Annotated in this window: 16 protein-coding genes; 10 read left to right on the top strand and 6 right to left on the bottom strand. The window is 58.7% G+C overall.

The window, feature by feature from the left end; genetic code table 11:
- The first annotated feature begins 114 nt into the window (after window positions 1-114).
- The 4 genes from RBR41_RS08000 to RBR41_RS08015 all read left to right on the top strand — a co-directional run bounded on the left by RBR41_RS08000 (window position 115) and on the right by RBR41_RS08015 (window position 6103).
- Window positions 115-2427: a vitamin B12-dependent ribonucleotide reductase gene (locus RBR41_RS08000; protein ID WP_320352057.1), complete on the top strand. Its 2313-nt coding sequence runs from the start codon at window positions 115-117 to the stop codon at window positions 2425-2427.
- 359 nt (window positions 2428-2786) lie between these two features.
- A complete protein-coding gene (locus tag RBR41_RS08005; RefSeq protein ID WP_320352058.1) occupies window positions 2787-3293 on the top strand; it encodes a metal-dependent hydrolase in 507 nt (168 codons plus the stop codon).
- Between the two features lie 802 nt (window positions 3294-4095).
- The gene (cfa, locus tag RBR41_RS08010; protein ID WP_320352059.1) at window positions 4096-5202 is read left to right on the top strand and encodes a cyclopropane fatty acyl phospholipid synthase; all 1107 of its coding nucleotides are present in this window, start codon (window positions 4096-4098) and stop codon (window positions 5200-5202) included.
- A 118-nt stretch (window positions 5203-5320) separates the two neighbouring features.
- Window positions 5321-6103 (top strand): hypothetical protein, encoded by a 783-nt coding sequence (locus tag RBR41_RS08015; RefSeq protein WP_320352060.1) that lies wholly within the window; start codon window positions 5321-5323, stop codon window positions 6101-6103.
- Between the two features lie 321 nt (window positions 6104-6424).
- Here the strand turns inward: RBR41_RS08015 and fabZ are convergent, their stop codons facing one another.
- The 6 genes from fabZ to RBR41_RS08045 all read right to left on the bottom strand — a co-directional run bounded on the left by fabZ (window position 6425) and on the right by RBR41_RS08045 (window position 15772).
- The gene (fabZ, locus tag RBR41_RS08020) at window positions 6425-6892 is read right to left on the bottom strand and encodes a 3-hydroxyacyl-ACP dehydratase FabZ (RefSeq protein WP_320352061.1); all 468 of its coding nucleotides are present in this window, start codon (window positions 6890-6892) and stop codon (window positions 6425-6427) included.
- Between the two features lie 452 nt (window positions 6893-7344).
- Window positions 7345-7890 (bottom strand): OmpH family outer membrane protein, encoded by a 546-nt coding sequence (locus RBR41_RS08025; protein WP_320352062.1) that lies wholly within the window; start codon window positions 7888-7890, stop codon window positions 7345-7347.
- A 204-nt stretch (window positions 7891-8094) separates the two neighbouring features.
- On the bottom strand, window positions 8095-10506 hold the full coding sequence (locus RBR41_RS08030) for an N-acetylmuramoyl-L-alanine amidase (protein ID WP_320352063.1): 2412 nt from the start codon (window positions 10504-10506) through the stop codon (window positions 8095-8097).
- 610 nt (window positions 10507-11116) lie between these two features.
- Window positions 11117-13876, bottom strand: coding sequence for an outer membrane protein assembly factor BamA (gene bamA, locus RBR41_RS08035; RefSeq protein ID WP_320352064.1), 2760 nt, complete (start codon window positions 13874-13876; stop codon window positions 11117-11119).
- On the bottom strand, window positions 13857-14543 hold the full coding sequence (locus RBR41_RS08040; RefSeq protein ID WP_320352065.1) for an ABC transporter ATP-binding protein: 687 nt from the start codon (window positions 14541-14543) through the stop codon (window positions 13857-13859). Before RBR41_RS08040 ends, bamA begins: the two co-directional genes overlap by 20 nt.
- A 2-nt stretch (window positions 14544-14545) precedes the next feature.
- The gene (locus tag RBR41_RS08045; RefSeq protein ID WP_320352088.1) at window positions 14546-15772 is read right to left on the bottom strand and encodes a lipoprotein-releasing ABC transporter permease subunit; all 1227 of its coding nucleotides are present in this window, start codon (window positions 15770-15772) and stop codon (window positions 14546-14548) included.
- A 759-nt stretch (window positions 15773-16531) separates the two neighbouring features.
- On the opposite strand from RBR41_RS08045, the gene RBR41_RS08050 reads away from it, so the two are divergent.
- The 6 genes from RBR41_RS08050 (at window position 16532) to RBR41_RS08075 (ending at window position 21698) form a co-directional block, all read left to right on the top strand.
- Entirely contained in the window at window positions 16532-17104 is a 573-nt protein-coding gene (locus RBR41_RS08050; RefSeq protein ID WP_320352066.1) for a cytochrome c3 family protein, read from the top strand.
- Complete coding sequence (locus RBR41_RS08055) at window positions 17101-17547, top strand: hypothetical protein (protein WP_320352067.1); 447 nt, start codon at window positions 17101-17103, stop codon at window positions 17545-17547. The genes RBR41_RS08050 and RBR41_RS08055 overlap by 4 nt, the downstream gene beginning before the upstream one ends.
- A 158-nt stretch (window positions 17548-17705) precedes the next feature.
- Window positions 17706-19973, top strand: coding sequence for a nitrate reductase (locus tag RBR41_RS08060; protein ID WP_320352068.1), 2268 nt, complete (start codon window positions 17706-17708; stop codon window positions 19971-19973).
- An 8-nt stretch (window positions 19974-19981) separates the two neighbouring features.
- A complete protein-coding gene (locus RBR41_RS08065) occupies window positions 19982-20311 on the top strand; it encodes a chaperone NapD (RefSeq protein WP_320352069.1) in 330 nt (109 codons plus the stop codon).
- Window positions 20308-20832: a 4Fe-4S dicluster domain-containing protein gene (locus RBR41_RS08070; protein ID WP_320352070.1), complete on the top strand. Its 525-nt coding sequence runs from the start codon at window positions 20308-20310 to the stop codon at window positions 20830-20832. The genes RBR41_RS08065 and RBR41_RS08070 overlap by 4 nt, the downstream gene beginning before the upstream one ends.
- The gene (locus RBR41_RS08075; RefSeq protein ID WP_320352071.1) at window positions 20829-21698 is read left to right on the top strand and encodes a 4Fe-4S binding protein; all 870 of its coding nucleotides are present in this window, start codon (window positions 20829-20831) and stop codon (window positions 21696-21698) included. Before RBR41_RS08070 ends, RBR41_RS08075 begins: the two co-directional genes overlap by 4 nt.
- Window positions 21699-21727 lie beyond the last annotated feature (29 nt).

A 21727-nucleotide genomic window follows, 5' to 3' on the forward strand; every position in this document is an offset into this window, starting at 1 on the left:
ATTTCGGACGTTTTGGTATGGGGCTTTTATTTACCCTTCAAGCGTGTATACTCGCCCATGGTCCCGCAGGACCGTTTTTGCCCTGCACAACTTCAAGACAAGGTTAGCATTCCCATGCTCGCACAGCCCAAAGATCTCCCTGAGCCACAGTTGAAGCCCAATACCGAAGTCGTTTTGCAAAAGCGTTATCTGCGCAAAAACCTGGACGGACAGACTATCGAAACGCCACGCGATCTTTTTTGGCGCGTGGCAGCCGCCATTGCCGTTGAAGAAGAAAAATACGAGGGCTCCAGCCAGAAGAGCGGGCAGTTGGCCCGCGATTTTTATGACCTCATGACCAGCTGGAAGTTTCTGCCCAACTCGCCGACCCTCATGAACGCGGGTACTGACCTGGGGCAGCTTTCCGCCTGTTTCGTGCTGCCAGTGGGCGACTCCATTGAAGAGATTTTTGACGCCGTCAAATACGCGGCCATGATCCACAAGTCCGGCGGAGGCACCGGCTTTTCCTTTTCGCGCCTGCGCCCCAAGGACAGCCGGGTAGGCTCAACCGGGGGCGTGGCCTCCGGGCCTGTGTCCTTTTTGCGCATCTTCAATACCGCCACGGAGCAGATTAAGCAGGGGGGCACTCGGCGCGGAGCCAACATGGGCATCCTGCGGGTGGATCACCCGGATATTCTCGAGTTTATAGGCGCCAAGGAAAAAGAGGGTGAATTCAATAATTTCAATCTTTCCGTCGGATTGACTGAAGCCTTCATGCAGGCCGTGGAACGGGACGAACAATATGACCTCGTGGCCCCCAACAACGGCGAAGTCATGAAGCGTCTGCCCGCGCGCGAGGTTTTTGACCTGCTGGTGCGCAAGGCATGGCTGTCGGGCGATCCCGGCATTGTCTTTCTTGATCGCATCAACCGCGACAATCCCACGCCGGATCAGGGCGACATTGAATCGACCAACCCTTGCGGCGAGCAGCCCCTGCTGCCCTTTGAAGCCTGCAACCTCGGGTCCATCAATCTTTCCTGCTTTTATGTTCCTGGGCACGAAAACGATGCCGACCCGACCGGCAAGGGCATAGACTGGGACGACCTGCGCCATGCCGTGCATCTGGGTGTGCGCTTTCTCGACAATGTCATTGACGCCTCGCGCTTTCCCCTTGACCGCATCAGCGAAACCGTGCGCAAAAACCGCAAGATCGGTCTGGGCGTTATGGGCTTTGCCGACCTGCTCTTTCAGCTTGGCGTGGCCTATGACTCGCAAGAGGGCATTGACCTTGGCGAGCGGATCATGGCCTTTGTGCAGGAGGAAGGGCACAAGGCATCGGCCCTGCTGGCCCAGGAGCGCGGGCCTTTCCCGGCCTACGAAACCTCGGTGTACGGCCGCCGCAAGCTTGGGCCGTACCGTAACGCTACGGTAACCACCATCGCGCCCACGGGCACGCTCTCCATCATCGCTGGCTGCTCGTCCGGCGTGGAACCGCTTTTCGCCCTGTGCTTTACACGCAATATTCTGGATGGCGAGCGCCTCGTGGAAGTGAATCCGCATTTTGCGGAGGCGCTTGAAGACGGCGGGCTGTTCAGCCATGAGCTGATGGACGCCGTGGTGGCCAGAGGCTCCATTCAGGGCATGGACTATCTGCCCGCACCCCTGCGCAAGGTCTTTGTGACCGCCATGGACATCGCGCCAGTGTGGCATCTGCGCATGCAGGCGGCCTTTCAGCGGCACACGGACAATGCCGTGTCCAAAACCGTCAACCTGTCCAACAGCGCCACAGAGCAGGACATCCGCGAAATTTACTGGCTGGCGTATCAGGAAGGCTGCAAGGGCGTCACCGTCTACCGCGACGGCTGCAAGAGCATTCAGGTGCTCGCCACGGGCGAGGGACAGAAGAAAATGGACGGCGATTCCGCGCCCGAATCGGGCACGGCCGGGCAGCAGGGCAGCGCGCCTGCCGCAGCTTCACCCATCGCCGCGCCCACGTCCCTGGTGCGCAAACGCCCCGACGAGGTGCAGGGCTTTACCCGCAAGGTGCAGACGGGCCTTGGGGCCATGTACCTTACGGTCAATGAGGTGGACGGCAAGCCCTTTGAGGTTTTTGCCACCATTGGCAAGTCCGGCCGCTCCATTACCGCCAAGGCCGAGGCCATAGGCCGCCTTGTTTCTCTGGCCCTGCGCTCCGGCGTCCACGTGCGCGACGTTGTGGCGCAGATCAAGGGCATTGGCGGCGAACACCCCGTCTTTCGCGGCAAGGGCCTGCTGCTTTCCATCCCCGACGCCATTGCCTGGGTGCTGGAGCAGCGCTACCTCAAGGATGAGGTTGTGGATACGGTCAGCGACCTTGCCGTCAATCGCTGCCCCGACTGCGGCGAAAAACTCGTTTTTCAGGAAGGTTGCCTGATTTGCCCGGCTTGCGGGTTTTCCCGCTGCGGATAGACTGTGTCGTCACGAGCGCCTTTCCTGGTATCTCAGCGTCGAACGTCGCCTTTTATTCCGGTCGAGTACCATCAGAGTACACTCCCTGCATAAAAGGCTTGTTCTCCATGATATGACAGGAAATTTATCTCGTGGTGAAGCTGTCTGAGACGGGTTCTTTTTTAGGATATATGCCCGAGGTTAAGGGAACACTGATTAAAGAGCATCCTGGAAACGCGCAGTTATTTCGTTTGGCAAGGCGCGATCTTTTTTTGAAGCAGGAGTGGACTCTTCCGTCCTCGACTGTTTCAAAAAAAGTGAAGCAACACTGCCAAACGGAATAAATCAGCGTTTCTCAACATTCTCTCTCAGGATTATTCATGAAGTGGATAACCCATCAGGCCACGGCCGTTGCTGCGGCCCTGGCCCTGCACCTGCCCGCCGCCGGAGTGGCGGCGGCCTGCGTCGGGGCTGTCATGCCCGACGTGCTGGACCAGCGCATGGCGGGCCTTGCCCCCACCAGGCGCGGGCGGCAAAAAATATTCAATGCCGTACACAGGGGGACTACCCACTGGTTCGGCTGGTGGCTGATCTTGTGCGCAGTGGCTTTTGCCGCGCCTGGCGCACAAATGGGCCCCATGGGGCGTGATGTGTTGCTGGGCCTTGGCTTCGGCGGACTCAGTCACGTGGTTCTGGACATGCTGACGCCATCGGGCGTGCCCCTTACGCCCTTTTCACGCAGCAACAAGTTTTCGCTCAAACTGTGCTCCACAGGCAGCCTGGGGGAATACTGCTTTTTGCTTTGCGTTGTGGGCCTTGCATGGTGGTTCTATGGCGCTGACCTTTTGAAGCTGACGCGTCATCTGGCCCATACGAAAATACTGTAGGCTGCTCCAGCCTTTCTCTGCCTGTCGTTTCCCGGCGCGGCGGACGCAAGCGGCCTTGCCGCGCCGTCCCCGCGCCGGTGTTTTTTTGCTTTAAAATACTTTGTGGGGGAGGGACCCTTTTGCAAAAGGGGCCCTCCCCCCACGCCCCCTGGACAGCGTCGTCACGAGCGCCTTTCCACTTATTTCAGCGTCGAACTTCGCCTTTTATTCCGGTCGAGTACCGTTAGAGTACACTCCCTGCATAAAAGGCTCGTTCTCCTTGATATAATTGGAAATTCATCACGTGACGACGCTGTCTGGAGTCTTTTCGCGCTGAGAATATCCACTCTAACTGCTTCCAAACCGTCCGCTTCGGCACGTAACAGCGCAAATAAATAGCGGTGCTGTCTTTGCGGCGGGCGTCTGCTCCCGCATCCGCCAGAGCAATTTCACAGTGAGATTGTTCTAAAATTCTTACCGTAATATGCCCTGCTGCAAGGCTTTTTTCGGATTGACGCCGAAACGGCAAGGACTGAGCCTGTCGAGCATGACACCAGCGCAAAGTTTTTTGCTCATGCCTGTGATTGGTATAGGTTTCGCGAAGTTATTGTGAACTTTTAAAGGCATGCCGTGCATGAAAGCCTGGCGGAATATTTAACAGAAATGAAATATACGTACTATTGTCTTTGAAAAAAAATGGCAGTAGTCTTTATTTGTGTTCATATCGTGCGCTGAATTCAAGTAGCGTAACGCACGGAAATATTTTCTTTATGCGCAGGTTTATCGTGCCTGCTGCCATCAGAGTCAATATGGAGTGGCAGTTATGTATGAATCAGACATTAAAAAAATGCTGGCTTCGGTTGATGTCGCCATTGACGGGCCCCGTCCCTGGGATATTCAGGTTCACAACAACAAATTGTATGGACGCGTTCTGCGTTTTGCCAACCTTGGGCTGGGTGAGGCCTATATGGAAGGCTGGTGGGACTGCAAGGCCCTGGATCAGTTCTTCTGTAAGGTTTTGCGCGGGGGGCTTGAAAGGCGCTTCCGTTTTACCCTGCCTGTCCTGCTTGAGTTTGTCTCCTACCTTTTCCGCAATCTTCAAAGTCCTGAACGCGCGCACATGGTGGCGGTGCATCACTATGATTTCGGTAATGAAGTGTTTGAGGCCATGCTCGACACATCAATGCAGTACAGTTGCGCTTTCTGGCAGGGTGTGGACACGCTTGAGGCGGCGCAACGGCAGAAGATGGACATGATTTGCCGCAAGCTGATGCTACGGCCGGGCATGCGCGTTCTCGACATCGGCTGCGGCTGGGGCGGGCTTGGAAGGTATATGGCCCGCGAGTATGGCGTAAGCGTTACCGGAGTGACGGTTTCCGGGGCACAGGCTCAATACGCGCGCGACCACAGCAAGGGTCTGGACGTGCGCTGGCTGTTGCAGGATTACCGCTCGCTGGCAGGCACGTATGACCGTATTGTTTCCGTCGGGATGTTCGAGCATGTGGGGCACAAGAATTATGACGTCTTTATGGACAAGGCGCGCAGCCTGCTGGCTGAGGACGGTCTGTTTTTGCTGCACACCATCGGGAGCAACGAACCCCATCACAGCGTGGACCCCTGGATTGAAAAGTATATTTTCAAAAACGGCATCCTGCCCAGTATTTCTCTTTTGGGAAAATGCGCGGAAGGCCGCTTTGTGATGGAAGACTGGCACAACTTTGGCGCGGATTATGACAAAACGCTCGTATGTTGGGCCAACAACTTCATCAGGGGGAGAAAAGAAGGCAGGTTTCAGTGCAGTGAACTTCAAAGCCGCATGTTTTTGTACTATCTGTTGAGTTGCGCCGGAGCCTTTCGCGCGCGCGATCTGCAACTGTGGCAGCTTGTGCTGAGTCCGGGAGGCGTTGCGGGCGGGTATGCCCGACCCTGAGTTTATGACTTTGCTCCGTCATTCCTCTTGCCATGCATTGGGGGCGGCGTTATGGCTTCTGCTTGTGCCATGACGCCGCCTTTATTGGTTGGGGGCTATTTCTGCGACGGAGCGTGTTGTGAACGGGATTCTTGCATTCAAGCTGATCATAACGCCCCTGCTGGTGTTGATCTGCATGCTCATCACCCGTCGGTGGGGAGCTTTTGTCGGAGGCGTGGCGGCCGGCTTGCCCGTGGTCTCCGGCCCCTTGTCCTTTTTTCTGACTCTTGAGCAGGGGACGGCCTTTTCGGCGCACGCCTCATACAACACCCTGCTCGGCATCGACGCCAACGGGCTGGCCGCCGTGGCCTACCCCTGGCTGGCGGTGCTGGGCGTCCCCTGGTATCTGGCCATAGCGCTTTCTCTGGGCATATATTTTTTGGGCGGCTGGCTTGTGCAGTTTTTTCCGTACTGGCCACTGGCAGCCTTTGCGCTTTCACTGCTGTCGCCCCTGCTGGTGCTGGTCTGCCTGCCCCGGCAAGACTCCACGGAGGCCACACAGCCGCAGCACTCGCACTGGTGGCTTATTGCCGCCCAAATGGGCTTTGGTTCATTGCTCGTCTATGTTGTCACCGAGGTCGCCCATTGGCTCGGGGCGGGCTGGAGCGGCGTGCTGATGTTCTTTCCTGTCATGATCTGCGCCATGGTGCCCTTTATACATGCCACGCAAGGGGCAGGGGCTGTGGTGCGCATTTACAGGGGGCTTATGGCCGGATGGTTTGGCTGCATAGCCTTTGCGGCCATCGTCATGGCCTTTGTGGAGCGCACGCCCCTATGGCTGTGCTATGTACTGGCCACTGCGGCGGCTCTTGGTGCCAGCGCTGTTGTCACCCTCGTGCAAAAACGCATGAAGGCCGCCTGATCTGTACTGGCGGCCTTTGGCGTGATGTATGGCGGGATGCCTAGTGCTGCTCGGCTGCAGCGGCGTGTCATACCCTTTGAGAATACACGTTCTCAAAGGGTATGTGCGTTGCGGCAATAAAACGTCCGTAACGGCAAATGCTGGTGCGATGGCATGATGCAAAAGTCGCTGTCTGCGGATGCCCGCTTCAGACCACAAAACCCCTTGCGCCATTGTAACGTACAATAAGAGTTTTAGGGGGAGGGGGTGTGGGGGAGGGACCCTTTTGCAAAAGGGTCCCTCCCCCACAAAGCACTTCAATTCCAATAAATCCGCGTTTCCTCAGTTTTTGGGCCTGTCGCCGATAGCTGCGGTAATCTGCGCTTCTGCCGCCAGTTTGCCGTCCACAAAGGCGCGGGCTTCCATTTTGCAGAGTCTGAGCTTGAGGCGCAGATTGGAGCATTCGAGGTCAAGGCGGTCGCCGGGCACCACCTGGCGGCGGAATTTCACAGCGTCGAGGCCGGTGAAAAGAAAAAGCTTGTCGTCCAGGTCGCCCATGCCCGCAGCTGCCAGCAGGCCGCCCGTCTGGGCCAGAGCCTCAAGGATGAGAACGCCGGGCATAATGGGCGCGTCGGGAAAGTGTCCCTGAAAAAAAGGTTCGTTAAAGGTCACGTTTTTGTATGCCTTTATGTGTGAACCGGGCACACACTCCACCACCCTGTCCACCAGCAGGAAGGGGTAGCGGTGGGGGAGCAGGCGCAAAATACGTTGTATGTCCATGCGTTGGGACTGAGGGGCTGATTCCTGCATGTGGCCTCCTGGGTATTTCGGGTATGATACGGGGGCGGCCCATGGGGGACGGCCCATAATTGCTCGCTGGAATGTTGAAGCTCTCGAGCATGTAACACTAGAGCATTTAACACTTGAAATGCTCACGCGCGGCAGGCAAAAGCCTGCCTGTTCGCATTTCGTGGCAATGATTTTCAGAAAAATCCTTGCAGAGCAGTTAACTCATTTCATTCGTTAACTGCTCTAGAAATGCTCGCTTGCGGCAGCAAACGTCTGCCTGCGCGCTTTTCGCGGCAAGGAGTCGCTGGAAAATCACTGCACGCGGTCAGCTCTTTTCATTCGCAACATGCTCTAAACACTGATTTGCCGAAGTGTGGCGCTTTTGCCTGAGCCGACGGCAGACGCCGCTGATAAAAAAAGCCTCCCGCCCCGTCAGGGTCGAGAGGCTGTATCACAGTCATGAAGAGACGGAGCTATTTTTTGCCGCCCTTGTCGTTCTTCTTTTCTTTATAAAGCTTGTTCACTTCGGTGAGCACGTCCTGGGTCAGATCCATAGACTGGTCGGCATACAGAACGCCGCCGGCGGTCACGTCCACCACGAAGTTGAAACCCTTGGTGCGGGCCACTTCATAGGTGGCGCTGAAAACCAGGGTAACCATATCCTGGCGCAGTTTGACTTCTTCCTGCTCAACCTTGCGCAGGAAGTTGCGGGTCTTCTGATCCAGATCCTGCTTGGCGCGAATGAATTCAAGCTTTTTTTCTTCGCTGACCTTGGGATTCTTGAGAGCTTCGGCCTTATTTTTCAGAGCTTCGCCCTGCTTTTCAAGAGCAGAACGTTCTTTGCCGAACTTGTCTTCCATCTGCTTCTTGGCTGCTTCGGCGGGATCGCTCTGAGTGGCCACTGTTTGCATGTCCACAACGCCAATTTTGGCAGCCGGCACGGCATTGCTGTCAGCCGCAAGCGCCGTTCCAGCCATGAGCATGCAGACCACTAAGGTCATCATCAAAACCTTGCGCATTTAAAGTACTCCTTCCCCATTGCTGTTTTTTATCTCGTCCTTGCGGAATTGGGATGACCCTCGCGCCGTAAGAAACTTGTATAATGGTAGGTTAATGCGGCCTGCGCTCACGTTGCACAAGCAGGAGGCATGGTTGCCGCGCCGGTATATTTGGGCTTTACTGTTGCTGATACAACAGCCCGGCGCGTATTTGAAATCCCTGCATCACATAGCACCAGCGCTTTCTGGCGTCAAGGAATTCTGGGCTGTCCGCTTTTTTAACAGTCGATCTTTATATGCAAGTATACCCTCGGCCAGTCCTTCGGCCAATGTCAGCCGGTATTTGGCGTTGGCGAGGTTACGGGCTTCTTCGGCATGGGTGCAATAGCCAAGTTCAACCAGCACCGCTGGCATCTGCGCGCCAAGCAGCACATGGAAAGGCGCGGATTTGACGCCGTTGTTACGTACAGTATACTCGCGTTTTTTCAGCCTGAAAAGGGCAATACGCTGAATATCCTGAGCAAGTTTTTTTGATTCATCTACTCTTGCAGTGAGCATCACATCAGCCAGCATCTTTTGCATATCACCAAGACGATGATCGCTGCCAGCGTTTTCCAGTGCCGCAACACGCGCGGCTTCGGCATTTTGGGCCAGATCAAGATAGTAGGTTTCAAAGCCGTTGACCGACTTGTCATCATTGGCATTGATGTGGATGGAGACAAAAAGGTCTGCCCCCACCTCATTGGCGCGTGTTGTGCGTTCGCGCAGGGAAAGCCCGGTGTCGTTGGTGCGGCTGTAAACCACGTCAACCCCGTTGGCTTGCAGCAAGCGGCCGAGAGTCGTGGCCACGTCCAGGGTGACGACACGTTCAAGAATGCCATTGTGGTGGGTGCCAGGGTCACGGCCACCGTGCCCGGCGTCAATGAAGACCGTGCGCACCGTAAGGCCCAGCTGGCGGGCCATGTCATTGACATGCCGTGGCGCGTCGGAGGCGTTTGCCTGGTCACGCGGCTGGTCCTGCCCGGCAAAGCCCGCTCCGGCGCCCTGACGGGTGGGCAGAGGGGCATTGCCCGCCGCCACGTGCAACACTATGCGGCAGGGATTGCTTTCAGCCTGTGTGTCAAAGCGCCGTACATCCCTGAAGCTGAACTGCATCACCGCGCCGCCGCCCTTGCGGTCGCGCACGCGGACGGATTGCAAAAGGCTGCCCTTGACCGTAACGCCCTGGCGCACGTCCTTGACGACGGAGGCATCGTCAAATTCCAGATACAGGCTGGAGCCTGCGCCTTTTTTGCCTTCTTCCAGCCGGGCGCGATAGCGGGCCGGAGAAGAAAGATCCAGCACGATTTCCACGGAGTTCTTGCTCAGTGAATTCCAGGAAAGCGTGTGGACTTCAGGGGGTGTGGCCGGGGCGGGAGCTGTGCCAGCTTTGCCCACAGGCGCGGCGGCAACGTCAGTCCCGCCGGAAAGGCGCTGGCGTAGGGTTTTGGCCTGCGGCAGCATGTCGCCCTGCGGATACAGGGTGGCGATGGCGTCAAGCAGCTCAAGGGCTTCCTGCGGCTGGTTCAGCCTGTCTGCCTCAATGGCTGCGGCCTGAAGGAGGGCGTCGTCCGCCAGAGCGCTTTTGGGAAATTCCTGCGCGAGGTTCAGATACAGGTCACGTGCCTGGCGGTATTCCGCTGCGAGGTGTGAGCAGTTGGCAAGGGACTCCTGGCTTGAAGCCGCACGAAAGAGCGCGCCTGGCGATATGGCCCAGTTTTTACGGCTTTGATAAATAAGCAGAAATTCCGCCGCCAGATCTTCCCAGGGTTGTCTCCAGCAGGAGCGTACCTTGTCGGCGCTCAGGCTTTCCATATCGGCCTTGGCCTTGCGGTAGCGCGGCAAGATCTGATCCTGGGGCAGGAGGGTGGCCGGGGCAGCCGCCAGAGCGGTGGAGCCTGGCACCGATTGGGTTGGCGCAGCTTGGGTTGGCGCAGATTGGGCGGGCGCAGATTGGGAGGGCGTGGCAGACGCGCCTGCATCAGCGCGCTTTTTATCCTTGTCCTGGGCAGAGGGGCTCGACGCCTGGTCTTCAATGGAAGGCCTGGCTTCAGCAGTGGCGACCTGTTTGGCTTCGGGGGCCGTGCGTCCCTGCGCGGAAGCCAGAAGGGTTTTTTCCAGGGCCAGGGCTTCGGGCAGCATGTCGCCCTTGGGATACTGGGTCTTGATGCGGTTGAGAAGTTCCAGCGCGCCCTTGTCATCCTTGAGCCAGGCCGCGCGGAGTCTGGCGGCGTGAAAAAGGGCGTCGTCGGCAAGGCGGCTGTCGGCGTGGCGCATGGCCACAGCCTCGTAGCACTCTATGGCCTTGCGGGCATCGGCCTTGGCAAAGGAGCGGCGGGCGAGTTCCTCAAGGCTTTCCGCAGCGCGAAAAAGCGCAGCGGGGCGGTTGGGCCAGCCGGGATCGGCATCATAGATGGCGCGAAATTCCGCAGCCAGCTTTTCCCAGGGTTCACGCAGGTTGGCACGTTTTGCATCCAGGCGCAGCGTTTCAACGCCGGCCTTGGCGGTATCGTAGCGTTTGCCCGTGGGCGGCAAGGACGTGTAGCCTGTGTCATAAAAGAAAACTACCAGCAGGCAGAGGGCCAGCAAGAAAAACACAGGCGGGGCGAGGCGTCTGACGCCGTACCTGGCCTGACCTGAGTCCGCACCTTGCCCTTGCGACCTGCCCTCAGGCGCATCCTTGGAAGGCCGCGGCGAGGGGCTCCGGGATTGCGTCCGAGGCTGTGCAGGGGCCTGAGCCGGGGTTGGGTTTTCTTTGCGGGCCACTGTTGTTCCTTGCTTGTGCTGGTGTTCGACTGTCATTTTGGTGACAGAGTGCTGCCGCTTTCCTTGTGCCTGGGCCGGGTCGCCCGGAGCAATGCAATTTTTATGGTGCTCTTGTCGCGTTCTGGCGGCTGCGTGAGCCGCTGTTCGCTACTGAGGCGAAAGCACTGTAAGTCTGCGCGGTTAATCGCCGCAGTGAGCGCGTCTTAAATTTTGGGAATGTATGCGCTCAAAGTTCATCTGCTCTGGAGGCATGCGGGCTGCGGCCCTGGTTTTTTGTCGCCGCGCATACGCATTGCAAGCATATTTGCACAATATATGCCAAAAAAGATTGACATGCAAAAAGAGCGTGGCGCGGGTTTATCCCCGCGCCACGCTTACAGTTACGTCTGGTCAGCCTTGCGGCTGCTGGCGAAAGCCTTCGCGCCCTGTGAAGGTCTTTATCCTAGAAGAACTGGCCCATGCTGAATTCGATTCTGCCGCTGGGCATGTCTTTGTCGTAATCCTGCACCATGGGGATGCCGTAGGCTATACGAAGGTCGCCCATGGGTGAACGCCAGCGAAGTTCCAGACCAGAGGAGGCGACGATGTACTTGTCCACGTCCTGGCCCATGGTCTTGGAGTCGATGTTGAAGCCGGAGTCCACGAAGGGCACGATAGCCAGGCCCAGTTCCTTCTGGAAGGTCCAGATGTATTCGAGGTTGGCCACGCCCATGCGGTCGCCGCCGATCTGTTCGCCGCCGTGCTTGTAGTCACGCGGCGAAAGGTCGGAATAGGCGTAACCACGGATGGTATCCATGCCGCCGACCCAGAAGCGTTCGAAAACGGGGACCCTGCTGTCGGTGTTCTGGAACACGCCACCAACACGCCCACGCAGGTGGATTGTGTTTTGCGGGTTAAACGACCAGAAGCCCTGCCAGTCGGCAACGGATTTGACGAAGTTGTCCGTACCGCCGAGGCCGCCGCCGCCGTATTCTGCCCACAGGCGGGAGATGGTGCCCTTGGTGGGACGTTCCTTGCTGTCGGTTGTGTCGCGCAGGATGCGTCCCGAAATGGCGCTGGTCCAGTTGATGCCCTTGTAGTCCCGGATGTAGGGAGAGCTGGTGTTGGACACGTCATAGAGGTGATAGCGTTCCAGACGGTAGCCGGCGCCCACGGAGGTGTATTCACCGATAGGATACCCGAAGCGCACGGTGTCGCCTATGGTGTCCTTGGTGAAGTTGTCCCAGTAGTCGTGGGTGTAGTAAATGTCGTTGCCGAAGGAAAGGTCGGTGTCATAGACGCGCGGGTTGGTGAAGGACAGGGTGCCCGACGTGCGCCGCCAGGAGAAGAAGCCCTGCAACTGCAGCCAGTAGCCGCGACCGAAGAGGTTGCGCTCCATGATGGAGGCGCTCACGCCCACGTCATAGTAACTGGAGTAGCCGATACCGCCCATGATGGCGCCGGTATTGGCTTCCTTGACCTTGACCTTGAGGTCGACTTCGTCTTCCTGCCCGGTGGGGATGATCTCCATATCCACAGCGCCGAAGAAACGCAGGCGGTTCAGGCGCTCGTTGGAGCGGCGCAGCTTGGCGCCTTCATACATGTCGCCGTCGCCGAGGCGCATTTCGCGCAGGATGACGTTGTCGCGCGTTTTTGTGTTGCCTTCGACCACCAGGCGGCGGATGAAAACTTTCTGCTTTTTGTTGACAACGTAGCCCACATCCACCTGATCGGTGCCGTCGTCAGCCTTCATCAGTTTTGTGTCCACTTCGGCGAAGGCGTAGCCGTAGTCGGAGTAGTAGTCGGTCAAACGCTTGGAGTCTTCCTGCATGACAGTGAGGGAGAAGTACTTGTTGGACTTCTGCCAGTCGTCCATCTGCACAACTTCAAGCATCTTGTCTTCGCTGTCGATGATGTCGCCCGCGAAAACCACGTTGCGTACAGTATAGCGGGGGCCTTCGTTGACCACATAGGTGACGTAGATGCCGTCATCCTTGTAATCGACCTGGGGTGCGCTCACCTGAATGTCAACATAGCCCTCGTTAAGGCCGAAAGCGGCGATGGCGTTGGTGTCGCGCTCAAGATATTCTTCCTTGAGCACACCGGTTCCTGTCAGCCACGAGAACATGCCGCGCGGCTTGAGGGCCATGTATTTTTCAATGTCGCCCTTGTTCAGGGTCTTGAGGCCTTCGATATTTACTTCTTTGACGTAGAGCTTGTTGCCTTCGTCCACATTGATGACGAGTACCGCCCCGCGGCCGCTATGGCGGTCTTCAAGGCGGTAGTTGGCCTTGGCGAGATAGTAGCCTTCCTTGCGGTACAGCTCTGTAATTTTCTGCAGGTCGTCGGAAAGCACCTGCTCGTTGAGCACGTTGCCGGTTCTGGTGCCCATGGCCGCAAGGACGTCATCCTTGCTGATGCCCTTGGAGCCTTCCACCACGATGCTGTCGATGCGGGGCTTTTCCACCACGGTAAAGACGAGCACATTGCCCTCAAGAGTGGCCTGAACGTCGCTGAAATAGCCCATTTCCCAGATGCGCTTCACCTCTTCGTTGATGGCGTTGGCATCGGGAGTGTCGCCCTTGCGGATGGTCAGGCGCATGAGCACGGTGTCCGGGTCCATAACATTCATGCCGCGCACCTGCACGTCGGCAAGGCCGCCCTTGGCGGCAGCGGGCGCGCCCATGGGCACGAAGCCGGGGCCGTTGTCTGCCAGTTGCGGCGCGGGAGCGGCGTTGGCCTTGGTCATTTCGGCCGCGCGGCTCGCCAGGGTGCTGGCACAGTCGCTGAGGGCGACCAGGGAGTTGCGCTCAAAACCCGCAGGCACGGCTTCGCCCTGCTGCACGGGAACAAGGCGCGTATCCATGCTGAAGCCGTCGCCAAGCTGGTTGAAGCTGCCGTATATGACAAGCTGCGCGCCAGCCTGACGGCCCAAAGTGCGCGCCGTGGCAAGATCAATGTTCTCGCCGTGGCGTTGCTGCAACTGACGCGCCGTATTCATCGGCACGACATTCATGCCGTTCTGCTTGAGCTGGTCGGCAATGATCTGGGGCACATCTCGGGCGGCATTGGGCATATCGGGCCCGGCATTGACCTGAAAGGGCAGCACAAGAACCAGAGGCCCCTGGGCTGCTTTCGCTTCGCCGGGCGCAAGCTGCACAGCGCAAACCAGAGCTGTAATGCAGAGGATGTTAGAGAGAAGATTATGCAACATTTTTTTCATACAGTGTCCCCGCTTTCAGTTCCAGAGTGCGGCCCATGCCTGCGGCCAGCTCCCGATTGTGCGTCACGACCACGAGTGTCATGCCCAGTTCGCGGTTAAGTTCGTTCATGAGTGTGCCCACCTGCGTTCCGGTGCCTTCGTCCAGATTGCCGGTGGGCTCGTCGGCCAGCAGAACTCGCGGGCGCATCAGCACCGCGCGGGCAATGGCCACCCTTTGCCTTTCGCCGCCTGAAAGCGTGGAAATCTTGCTTTCCATACGAGCCGAAAGGCCCACGCGTTCGAGCATTTCGCGGGCCTTGGACATGATGACGGCCTGGCGTTCACCGCCGATTATGGCCGGCATGGCCACGTTCTCCACTGCCGAAAACTCCGGCAAGAGATGATGAAACTGAAAAACGAAGCCCAGCGTTCTGTTGCGGAAGGCCGCCTTCTGGTCAGGCGTCATGCGCGCCATGTCCTGACCGTCAAAAAAGACAGCGCCCGTACTTGGAGTATCAAGAGCACCCATAAGATGCAAGAGGGTGCTCTTGCCGGAGCCGGAAGTTCCCACGATGGCAAGGGCCTCGCCTTCTTCCACGACAAGATTGATATTCTTGAGAATTTCAAGATTTTCACCTGGCGCAGAAAAGATTTTGCTCACGTTGGAAAATTTGTAGAGTGCGGACATGGCTATTCGTAGCGCAGGGCTTCCGCCGGTTCAAGGCGGGCGGCCTGGCGTGCCGGGTAAAGGGTGGCCAGAAAACACAGCAGCATGGCGCTGACCCCGACGATGATCACGTCGGTGGGGGTGATGCTGATGGGCAGATGGTCAAGCGTGTATACGTTTTCAGGCAGTTTGATGAACTGGTAGCGCTTGAGCAGCCACCCCAGCGAGAGGCCCAGGGCGTAGCCCAGCAACGTGCCGATGACGCCGATGATGCTGCCCTGGAGCATGAATATGCGCCGTATCATGCCGCGCGTCGCCCCCATGGACATCATGATGGCAATGTCGCGCGTTTTTTCCATCACCAGCATGACAAGGGTCGTCACGATGGAGAAGGAACCGATAAGCACGACCATGGTCAGCAGGATGAACATGCCGATCTTTTCCAGCTTGAGGGCCGCAAAGAGGTTGGCGTTCATTTCCATCCAGGAGCGCACGTAGAAGGGCGAGCCAAGCTCGGTGGCCACGCGCGCCGAGGTCTGATCCGCCTTGAAAAGGTCGTCAACGGTGAGTTCCACGCCGGAGAGGTATTTGTCCGGCAGGCCAAGCACATCGCGCGCGGCAGCCAGGCTCACAAAGGCCAGCGAGGAGTCGTATTCAAACATGCCTGTCTTGAATATGCCCACCACTTCAAAGGGGCGGATGCGCGGCGCATAGCCTGAAGCCGTCTTTTGACCGGATGGCGAAAGCAGGTTCACGCGGCTGCCTTCCACAAGGCCCAGCCTTTTGGCCAGTTCTTCACCAATGATGAGCCCTGGCGTGCCTTCCCTTTGCAGGGCGGCTGCCGAGCCTGTACGCATCTGGCGTAGCATGGAGAGCACGTGCGGGCCCGATTCCGGGTCAATGCCGCGCAAGACCACGCCTTTTACGCCGTTTCCGGCGGAGAGCATCACTTCTGTGTAAATAAAGGGGGTCGCCCCTGTGACGCCCTTGACCGAGCGGATGCGATCCAGCAGGCCGTCGTCATTTTCAAAGGCCGACGGCAGATAGGACATGACAATGGCGTGCGCGTTGGCGCCAAGGATCTTGTCGCGCATGTCGGTGGTCAGGCCGTTGTATACGCCCAGCACGACCACCAGCGCGCCCACGCCGAGCGCAACGCCCATAATGGACATGAGTGAGATTATATAGATGAAGGTCTGTTTGCGCCTTGAAAAGAGGTAGCGCAAGGCTACGAAGAGTTCAAATGACATTTGCGGCATAGTGGCCCAGCTTGGCGGGATATTCAAGAGATTTTTTAGAGGGAAAGGGGCAGTGGCACGTTTTCTGCGGCATCAGTCGGCAGCATCCTGCTGGGCGTCACCCGTACCGGCGGCGGTTCCGGCGCCCGTACCGGCGGCGATTCCGGCAGGGCAAAGGCGCTGTCAGACGAACGCAGATTACCATCGGGATACCTTCTCAAAATTCAAGGCACGCGCACTACAGCGCGTAACAGCGCAAATAAACTGGCTTGCGCCTCCGTAGCGAACGTCTGCTCACGCAGCCGCCAGAGCGCGATGCGAGCAATGTAAGCGATAAACTGCTCTGCGCGCGCGGGGGCAACAGCGGATAACAGGTTGTTTTTTCTCATGGGGCTTTGCCCGTAAAACCGGGGCTTGTCAATGTCCGCAGGGCAGTGGCGGCCCTGTTTTTTTTGCGCAAGGCTGCCCGTACGCACGGCTTTGGCATGCCCATTTTTTGTGCGTGCGATCATGACGCAAGGGTGTGGTTGTCATTTTTTTATGACAATTGTCATTTTACCATGAATGTCTGTTTTGGGCGTGTGATGTTTTTCTCAAAATGTGTCTGTAATCACAGTTAAAATGAAAACAGTGATCTGGCACAGGAATTGCTGTAGCGGCTTCAATACGAAAAATCTGTTGGCATATGGTGTTATTGCGGTGCTGTGCTTCATGACTTGCAAGGCGTTTATTACAACTCTTCTTCTTTTCTTTTGATGGAGGTTCAAACCCATGCCCTATCCACGAAAGCGCGTCTGGATCATAGGCTGCGTAATTTTTGTGGCATGTGTGGCTCTGGCTGGCGGCGGAGTGGCGTACACCTCCAGTACGGACTTTTGCCTCTCCTGTCATGAAATGCGCGTTTATCAGGAAGAGATGCGTTTTTCATCACATGCCAAGGACGCGCAGGGCCAGGCCATTGGCTGCAAGCAGTGCCACATCCCCTCGGGCAACATCGCCCGCATGCTCGGCGCCAAGGCGTGGCTGGGCATCAAGGATGTGTGGGTGCACTCCGTTGATGGCGGTGATGACCTGAACAGGGCGGCCATGCAGCCCGTGGCCCGACGCTTCACCGATGACGCCAATTGCAGGGCCTGTCATCAAAACCTGACCAAGAACGCCAAAAACGACGGGCCTGTCTCCGAAGAGGGCAGACTGGCGCACGAAAACTATGAGGGCAAGAACGGCCAGTCCCGCAGCGGCTGCGTGGGGTGCCACCGCAATCTTGCCCACCTGCCCGTGTTTGACGAACGCATACCCGCCAACCACACGTTCGCTCAGAAAATCAAGGAGATGCGGCCATGAAGTCCTGTAAGATCCTGATCGGTTCCCTGCTGGCCCTGCTGGTGCTCGCGGGCGGCTATTTCGGCTATATGGCCTGGGCCTTTCCGGCCGAGCGCTGCGAGGCGGCCAAACACCTTGCTGCGCCCAAGATGGAGGGCGACTGCTACAGCTGCCATGCCAAGAGCACGCCGCGTCTGGCCCAGGAGTGGTACGAGAGCAAGCACGGCGTCACCCTGGTGCGTTGCCAGACCTGCCACGGCATGCCCGACGGCAAGGGGGCCATGCCCTTTGCTCGTAAACCCGGCGTCGAGGTGTGCGCGCGCTGCCACTCGCTTTCCATACAGCGCATGGAAGCCAAGTTCGGCAAGCGTGACGACTGCGTGAGCTGCCACCCCTATCATCAGAGCCCCCTGCATGGCCGGGCTTATGAATATCGCATGCCTTCCAACAAGACGGACCTGTGATGCGAGCCGGCAGGGCTGACTGCGGCGGATGCGGGGCTGTTTGCCCCGGTTTTCAGCGCACAGCCTTAACGGCAGCCATGGCCCGGTCTTCGTGAAGAGGGCAGGGCGCTTTGGGACGCAACGGACCCTTACGCCAGCATAATAGCGAGGTTGAACACATGAGTACTTCACGTCGTGATTTTCTGAAATATTTTGCCATGTCGGCCGCCATGGCTGCGGCTTCGGGCACGGGACTGACCTCATTGGCCCATGCGGCCGACAACAAGCCCGAAAAATGGGTCAAGGGCGTGTGCCGCTATTGCGGCACGGGCTGCGGGGTTCTTGTGGGCGTCAGAGACGGCAAGGCCGTGGCCATTCAGGGCGACCCCAACAACCATAATGCGGGCCTTTTGTGCCTCAAGGGCTCGCTGCTCATCCCCGTGCTCAATTCCAAGGAAAGGGTCACGCAGCCCATGCTGCGCCGCCAGAAGGGCGGCAAGCTCGAACCCGTGAGCTGGGACGAGGCCCTCAACCTCATGGCCACAAAGTTCCGGCACAGCATAGACACTTACGGGCCCAACTCCGTGGCCTGGTACGGCTCCGGGCAGTGCCTCACAGAAGAAAGCTATGTGGCCAACAAGATTTTCAAGGGCGGGTTCGGCACCAACAATGTGGACGGCAACCCCCGCCTGTGCATGGCCTCGGCCGTTGGCGGCTATCTGACCAGCTTCGGCAAGGATGAGCCCATGGGCACCTACGCCGACATGGATCAGGCCACCTGTTTTTTCATCATCGGTTCCAACACGTCCGAGGCGCACCCGGTGCTTTTCCGCCGTTTGGCCCGCCGCAAGCAGGTGGAGCCGGGCGTGAAGATCATTGTGGCTGATCCGCGCCGTACCAATACCTCCCGCATAGCGGACATGCACATCGCTTTTCGTCCGGGCACAGACCTGGCCTTCATGCACAGCATGGCCTGGGTCATCATCAATGAAGAGCTGGACAGCCCGCGCTTCTGGCAGCGCTACGTCACCTTTATGGATGCCGAGGGCAAGCCTTCTGATTTTGAAGGCTACAAGGCTTTTCTTGAAAACTACCGGCCGGAGAAGGTGGCGGAAATATGCCGTGTGCCCGTCGAGCAGATTTACGGGGCCGCCCGTGCTTTTGCCGAATCCTCCGCCACCATGAGCCTTTGGTGCATGGGCATCAACCAGCGTGTGCAGGGCGTTTTTGCCAACAATCTCATCCATAACCTGCACCTGCTCACCGGGCAGATATGCCGCCCCGGGGCCACGTCGTTTTCGCTCACAGGGCAGCCCAACGCTTGCGGCGGCGTCCGCGACGGCGGCGCGCTTTCGCATCTGCTGCCCGCCGGGCGGGCCATCCCCAATCCCAAGCACCGGGCTGAAATGGAAAAACTGTGGGGCCTGCCCGAAGGACGCATCGCGCCCGAACCGGGCTATCACACGGTGGCCCTGTTCGAGGCCCTCGGCAAGGGCGACGTGAAATGCATGATCATCTGCGAGACAAACCCGGCCCACACCTTGCCCAACCTGAACAAGGTGCACAAGGCCATGTCCAACCCCGAATCCTTCATCGTCTGCATTGAGGCCTTTCCCGATGCGGTCACGCTGGAATATGCCGACCTCGTGCTTGCCCCGGCTTTCTGGTGCGAGCGCGACGGCGTGTACGGCTGCGGCGAGCGCCGCTATTCGCTTATTGAAAAGGCCGTGGAGCCTCCGGCCCAGTGCCGCCCCACGGTCAATACCCTGGTGGAGTTCGCCAAGCGCGCGGGCGTGGACCCCAAGCTTGTGAACTTCAACAACGCCGAGGACGTCTGGAACGAATGGCGCATGGTCTCCAAGGGCACCACCTATGATTTCTCCGGCATGACACGGGATCGCCTGCGCAAGGAGTCCGGCCTGATCTGGCCCTGCCCCAGCGAGGATCATCCCGGAACGTTTTTGCGCTATGTGCGCGGGCAGGACCCCTGCGTTCCGGCGGACCATCCGGACAGATTCTTCTTTTACGGCAAGCCAGACGGCAAGGCCGTGATCTGGATGCGCCCGGCCAAGGGCGCGGCCGAGGAGCCGGATGCCGACTATCCTTTGTACCTTACGTCCATGCGCGTCATCGACCACTGGCATACCGCTACCATGACGGGAAAGGTGCCGGAACTGCAAAAGGCCAATCCGTCTGCCTTTGTGGAAATAAATGAAGAAGATGCGGCAAATTCTGGCATCAAGCACGGCGATAACGTCATCCTGGAGACGCGGCGTGACGCCATGGAGCTGCCCGCACGGGTCAGCGACGTCTGTCGGCCCGGCCTTGTGGCAGTGCCGTTTTTTGACCCCAAAAAACTGGTGAACAAGCTTTTTCTGGATGCCACCGACCCGGCGTCGCGTGAGCCGGAATACAAGATATGCGCCGCGCGCATTCGCAAGGCATAGGGGGGCGTATGGCTATAGCGGGTGTTGTGGTCAGTTGCCTGCGTGAACATTTGCTGCCGCTGTGCAGCGAACTGCGGGCAACCAGGGGCGTGCTGGAAGTGCAGGAAGTGCCGGATGCGGACAAGCTGGCCGTTGTGCTGGAAAGCTCGTCACGGACGCTGCAGGGATATCTGGAATACGTGAACGGCCTCCCCCATGTGTTGGCCCTCGACGTAGCTTTTATCAACTATGAGGATGATATGGATAGCACCGGGCACATGCCTTGCCCGCCGCATCGGCCCAAAGGGCATGGGCCGTCGCCGGTGGTGGAAGGCGCGGGTGAGGGAGGGCTCCAATGAGCCTGCTTCTTCCGCCGCTGCGACCGCCTGGCGCGGCGGCGGAAGAAGATTTTTTGCGCCAGTGTGTGCGTTGCGGGCAATGTGTGACCGTATGCCCGCACAAGAGTCTGGAACTTATGGGCGGCATCGGGTCATCCCGCCGGACGCCGCGTGTCGTGCCGCGCGAAACGCCCTGTTACCTCTGCATGAAGTGTCCGCCTGTCTGCCCGTCCGGCGCGCTCAACGCCGCCGTCACGGACATGGCGCACGCCGGAATGGGGCGGGCCTACATACTGAAAGATCGGTGCCATAACTACACCAATGGCGTCATGTGCATGACCTGCTATGACCGCTGCCCCCTGCGCGGTTCGGCGGTGGTTCTTTCAGACGGGGTGACGCCGGCCATAACCAGGGCCTGCGTCGGTTGCGGCATCTGCGAGTACGTGTGTCCTGTGAAGGCGGTGGAGGTGTGGCCCGCATCTTCCCGTCGCAGGCCCCTTAACGCTGTGCCTACGCTGGACGTTCCAGGGGGCGGCGTATGAAGTGGTACACTCTGGCGCGTCGGTGCGCCCAGTTGTCTGTTCTTGTGGTGTTCTGCATGTTGCCCTGGATCAATGGGGCGGGCTTTGGGCAGATCAGGGGCAGTCTGTTTTCCCTGCATTTTTTCGGACTTCCCTTTGCCGATCCCGTGGCCGCACTGCAGGTGGCGGCTGAGGGAATGATGACCGCCGGAGCTCTGCTGTGGGGGGCGGTCTGTTCCCTGATTCTGGCTCTGCTTTTGGGGCGGGTATTCTGCTCCTGGGTGTGTCCCTACGGTTTTTTGTCCGAACTGCTCTACAGCCTGGCCGGGCGGAGGATACGGCCCAAGGCCGTGGCAAAGCGTGAAACTGCCGCCACGCAGCATGCCGTGGCCTTTGCCGCCAAGGGGTGTTTATTTTTGGCGGGCCTATCTCTGGCCATCTTTCTGGAATACCCTGTTCTTAACGTGCTGGGCATGCCCGGCGAACTTTCCCTGATTCCCGTACTGGTATGGCAGGGCGCGGGAGCGTTGTTTCTGCTGTGGGCGCTGGCTTTACCCGCTGCGGCGCTGGTGCTGGAAGCCATAAGCGGCAAGCGGCTGTGGTGTCGGTACGTGTGCCCACAGTCCGTGCTGCTTGGAGCAGCGGCCCGCTGCCTGCCCGCAAAAGCGCCGGGCCTGCGCATTGGCTGGACTGCCACGCAGTGCAGCTGCCGGGGGGAAGTGCCGTGCAGGGCCGCCTGCCCGCTGCAACTCAATCCCAGGCGGCCGGACGGGCCGGAACGGCGGGACTGCACCGTTTGCGGCGAATGCCTGCGGGCCTGTGAAAGCCGGGGCGGGGCGCTGGGATGGAGGGTGTTCCATCGGCAAGCCGAGCGGCCCGAAGAGTGAGAGTGTTTTTACTGCACGTGCCTCCAATG

The sequence above is a fragment of the Desulfovibrio sp. genome (assembly GCF_034006445.1).
Lineage (GTDB): Bacteria > Desulfobacterota > Desulfovibrionia > Desulfovibrionales > Desulfovibrionaceae > Desulfovibrio.

Excerpts from the sequence above, each read along its gene's own strand:
- RBR41_RS08000 (WP_320352057.1), top strand. The coding sequence starts at position 115 with ATGCTCGCACAGCCCAAAGATCTCCCTGAGCCACAGTTGAAGCCCAAT.
- RBR41_RS08005 (WP_320352058.1), top strand. The coding sequence starts at position 2,787 with ATGAAGTGGATAACCCATCAGGCCACGGCCGTTGCTGCGGCCCTGGCC.
- cfa (WP_320352059.1), top strand. The coding sequence starts at position 4,096 with ATGTATGAATCAGACATTAAAAAAATGCTGGCTTCGGTTGATGTCGCC.
- fabZ (WP_320352061.1), bottom strand. The coding sequence starts at position 6,892 with ATGCAGGAATCAGCCCCTCAGTCCCAACGCATGGACATACAACGTATT.
- RBR41_RS08025 (WP_320352062.1), bottom strand. The coding sequence starts at position 7,890 with ATGCGCAAGGTTTTGATGATGACCTTAGTGGTCTGCATGCTCATGGCT.
- bamA (WP_320352064.1), bottom strand. The coding sequence starts at position 13,876 with ATGAAAAAAATGTTGCATAATCTTCTCTCTAACATCCTCTGCATTACA.
- RBR41_RS08040 (WP_320352065.1), bottom strand. The coding sequence starts at position 14,543 with ATGTCCGCACTCTACAAATTTTCCAACGTGAGCAAAATCTTTTCTGCG.
- RBR41_RS08045 (WP_320352088.1), bottom strand. The coding sequence starts at position 15,772 with ATGTCATTTGAACTCTTCGTAGCCTTGCGCTACCTCTTTTCAAGGCGC.
- RBR41_RS08050 (WP_320352066.1), top strand. The coding sequence starts at position 16,532 with ATGCCCTATCCACGAAAGCGCGTCTGGATCATAGGCTGCGTAATTTTT.
- RBR41_RS08055 (WP_320352067.1), top strand. The coding sequence starts at position 17,101 with ATGAAGTCCTGTAAGATCCTGATCGGTTCCCTGCTGGCCCTGCTGGTG.
- RBR41_RS08060 (WP_320352068.1), top strand. The coding sequence starts at position 17,706 with ATGAGTACTTCACGTCGTGATTTTCTGAAATATTTTGCCATGTCGGCC.
- RBR41_RS08065 (WP_320352069.1), top strand. The coding sequence starts at position 19,982 with ATGGCTATAGCGGGTGTTGTGGTCAGTTGCCTGCGTGAACATTTGCTG.
- RBR41_RS08070 (WP_320352070.1), top strand. The coding sequence starts at position 20,308 with ATGAGCCTGCTTCTTCCGCCGCTGCGACCGCCTGGCGCGGCGGCGGAA.
- RBR41_RS08075 (WP_320352071.1), top strand. The coding sequence starts at position 20,829 with ATGAAGTGGTACACTCTGGCGCGTCGGTGCGCCCAGTTGTCTGTTCTT.